Genomic DNA, 4,026 nt, shown 5'->3' on the forward strand with positions numbered 1-4,026 from the left:
GTAGTAGAGCAAAAATTATACGATATTGAAGATAAACCCATTGGACTTGGAATAACTTATTTTCGTGGGGATTATATCAAATTGCATGGAGTAAGTAAATAGTTGGAAAAGGGGGATATTTAAAATGAATACCTTGATCGTAGCTTGTCAAACTATTGAAGATGAATTGAATAAAGCAATAGGTGAGATTGGGTGTAATTATCCGGTATTATGGATAAAATCTGGTCTTCATCTACAACCTGATTCTCTAAAAGAGTGTCTTCAGTGTGAACTGGATCATATATCCAATGTGGAGCAGGTTATTTTGGCCTTTGGATACTGTGGAAATGCCATAATTGGGCTTAAACCTCCAACATACCGCATGATTTTTCCACGGGTGGACGATTGCATTACACTGCTTCTGGGATCCTGCAAAAGACGTAATGAGCTGTCTGGTGATGGCGGAACCTATTTTTTGACTAAAGGCTGGCTGGAATCTGAGAGGAATATATGGATTGAGTATCAAGAAGCGGTGAAGCGCTATGGAAGGGAAAAGGCAGAAAAAATTTACAGTATAGTTTTCAAGCATTACCAGAAATTAGGGGTTATAAAAACCGGAGCCTATGAACTTGAAAACTACCTGGAAAAAACGAAAAAGATAGCGAGTGAATTGAAATTACAATACGAAGTTTTACCGGGAACAATTGAATACATCAAGAAGCTTCTGACGGGACCATGGGATCCCAGGGAGTTCATAACTATAAATCCAGGTGAAACTGTTACAATGGAACATATTTATGATGTGGATGGGCAGCTTTCAAAGAATGCTCAGTGTACAATTGACAGTAAACTATAAGCAGCTGATAGTAGAAATACTGGCTGCTTAACTGCAGCCAGTAGTGGAACCACAGTCCAGACAAACCATGCAGGTTCCGTTTCTAACCATTCTGGTGCTGGAACAATTAGGACAGGTTGAACCATATATTCTTTCACCGTCTATTTTTTTTGTCTTGATTTCAGTGGTACTGATTTTACCGGAATTTAATTCAGTGGAGGAGCTGCCTAAAATCAAGCTGTCCTTATCATAATTTTCAGGTTTAACCTGGCATCGGGAAAAATCTCCAAGTTCTATATCTATTATTTTACTTATGAGATCTGATATAGAGGATACGTATTTTATATAAGGATGCTTTTGGACAAATCCATAGGGCTCATATTTTTGACCGCGCAGCATTCTGGATATATCCTGGGGTGGAACATGGTATTGGAGCATCACTGATATTGCCTTGGATAGGGAATTTAAAAGCCCCATTATTATAGTACCCTCTCTGTCTGTAGTTATATATATTTCAGATATATCTCCATTTGAGGATCTGTTTACGGTAGTGTATATTTTTACGTCATCTATTTGTGCAGGATGGGTGGTTCCCCTGCGGATTCCTATGAGTTTATCACGCTTTGAATATTTTATTCCTTTTTGTAGACTTTTGGCTCTGATTAAAAGCTGCTTATAAGTTAAATCTTCAAGTTTTATATTGTCTGAAGCAGATAAATTTGTATTCAGAGGCTGGGCTGCTTTAGAAGAATCCCTATATAGGGTAATGCCCTTGATGCCCAGTTTCCAGGAGGATAAAATTACATCCTTAAAATCCTGTATGGAGGCGCTTTTAGGTAAGTTCACAGTTTTCGACACTGAACCGGATATAAGTGGGGTTATAGAAGCCACCATCTTTACGTGTCCCATGGGATCGATATATCTTTCGCCGCTGCCGCATTTATTTGACGTGTCGAATATAGCAAGGTGTTCATCTTTTAAGTGTGGAGCTCCTTCTATTTTTCCATCTAGTATCTTTTCATAAGTGAAATCGTCTTTGGTTATAGTTTCCTTTTCAAGTGCATAGGACAATATATCCTCTATCTGTTCTTTGGCATAACCCAGTTTTTTTAATGCTAGAGTTATTACCGGGTTTATAATTGTCATAAATCCGCCGCCGGATAATTTCTTGTAGACAATATGGCTGAAAAATGGCTCTATTGAAGTAGCACCGCAGTCCATGGCAAAGGATATAGTACCTGTAGGAGCTATGACTGTAACCTGGGCATTTCTGTAGCCAAATTTGTCTCCGCTTTTAAGAGCATTTATCCAGCAGTTTTTTAATGTATCCCCTATATATGATAAATTTTCTTTCTTTAAGAGTTCATGCTCTACTTTCAAGGGAGTATAATTTAATCCTTCAAATTCATTCGAAAAGTTGTATCCCATGCTTTTTGAAAGTGACTCCATGTTTATGGAAGCTGCCCGGGCATGATTCCTCATTACTCTCATCATATACGGTTTATTTATTTGAAACTTTTCAAAAGGGCCTATCTCTTTTGCTATTAGAGAGGATACATAATAGGATTGACCTGTAAGTATTCCTACCAGCGAGGCTGCCAATGTTCTGGCCTCATTTGAATCATAAGGATAACCCATGACCATGAATAATGATGCTATATTTGATATACCGAGGCCTGTAGTTCTGAAGAGGTGGGTTTTCCTAGCTATATCTGCGGTGGGAAACTGTCCCCAATGTATGGAGGATTCGAGAATCAGCTGGACTAAACCAATTATATGTAAATATCCTTTCAGGTCAAAGGTATTTTTGTTTGCATTGTAAAATCTGTATATATTTATGGATGCCAAATTGCAGGAAGTATCATCCAAAAAGGCATACTCACCACAGGGATTCGTGGAATTAATCATATTATAGGCTGCATTTACCTTTCCGTCTTCTCCTGCAGGACATGTGTGCCAGGCGTTGAAAGTGTCACTGAATTGGGGAGCTGGATCTGCACATTTCCAGGCACAGGTATTAAAGGTGTCCCAGATTTCTTTTACTTTTACTGTTTTTGTAATTTTGGGATCAATTCTACCAGTGAGATTGATTATTTCATCAGGATTTACCTTTAATCTATCGACTTTGGACATAAAGCTGTTTGAAAATCTTACAGAATTATTGCTGTTTTGTCCTGAGACAGTTTCATAAGCCTCACCGTCTAAATCTGTATCATATCCCATTTTGCCGAGGGCTCTCACTTTATCTTCTTCCTTTGATTTCCAGGTTATAAAATCCATGATCTCAGGATGATTTACATCCAAACATACCATTTTGGCAGCTCTTCTTGTAGTACCTCCTGATTTGATAGCTCCTGCATTTCTGTCCAATGCCTTTAAGAAACTCATGAGCCCTGAGGAAGAACCGCCTCCGGATAATTTTTCACCCTTTGCCCTTATAGTAGAAAAATTGGTACCAGTTCCTGAACCGCCCTTAAATAGTTTTGTCTCTGTTACGAATTGATCTGATATGGAATGCGGACCTAAAAGTTTATCTTCGATAGATAGTATAAAACATGCAGAAGCCTGGGTTCTAGTATAGCTGTCTTCACATTCCATTACTTTGCCCAGCGTGTCATCGAAATAGTAACTTCCCTGTTTTACACCGCTTATACCATAGGACAGTTTAAGCCCCGTATTAAACCATTGAGGGGAGTTAGGGGCGTACATTTGATTTAAAAGTGCATATACACATTCATCATAAAAAATAGAACCTTCTTTTTCTGTCTTTATAAGCCCCTCGTCTTTTAAAGATTCACACCAGAAACTTACCATTCTATGGGCGACGGATTTCATACTGTTCTCATAACCTAGTTTTCCTGGAACGCCAGCTTTTCTAAAATATTTAGAAGCTATTATGTCACAGGCATTTTGAGAATACTGTTCTGGAAATTCTAGATTTTTCATGTCTACCAAAACTTTGTGGGTCTTATGATCTTTTAAAAATACGTCTGTTTTTTTCCATTTGAATAGATCATATACGGTTTTATTACTGTCATTTTCAAGAGATTTTGTATAATATCTTTTAAACAAGTCCTTTATACTATCCAATTACAACCTACCTCCAATTTAATATATGAGCTCATTGTGTTAAAATTATATATCTTGTGTGTGTATTAAAAAAATAACTACTATATATAGTATTAATTAAGATAAATAAGTACTATATATAG

2 protein-coding genes and 1 pseudogene are annotated in these 4,026 nt (G+C 37.3%); 2 read left to right on the forward strand and 1 reads right to left on the reverse strand.

Going from position 1 to position 4,026, the window contains the following annotated elements; translation table 11 throughout:
• Both J5G60_RS18965 and J5G60_RS17015 read left to right on the forward strand, forming a co-directional pair.
• Nucleotides 1-102: pseudogene (locus J5G60_RS18965) on the forward strand (GntR family transcriptional regulator); the annotation flags it as partial.
• Between the two features lie 22 nt (nucleotides 103-124).
• On the forward strand, nucleotides 125-835 hold the full coding sequence (locus J5G60_RS17015; protein WP_150358973.1) for a DUF1638 domain-containing protein: 711 nt from the start codon (nucleotides 125-127) through the stop codon (nucleotides 833-835).
• Nucleotides 836-862: 27 nt separating this feature from the next.
• On the opposite strand, the gene J5G60_RS17020 is transcribed toward J5G60_RS17015, so the two are convergent.
• Nucleotides 863-3,904: a vitamin B12-dependent ribonucleotide reductase gene (locus J5G60_RS17020; RefSeq protein ID WP_150358974.1), complete on the reverse strand. Its 3,042-nt coding sequence runs from the start codon at nucleotides 3,902-3,904 to the stop codon at nucleotides 863-865.
• Nucleotides 3,905-4,026: the final 122 nt, after the last annotated feature.

The organism is Clostridium sp. HV4-5-A1G (assembly GCF_900184915.1).
GTDB classification, from domain to species: domain Bacteria; phylum Bacillota; class Clostridia; order Clostridiales; family Clostridiaceae; genus Clostridium_B; species Clostridium_B aromativorans.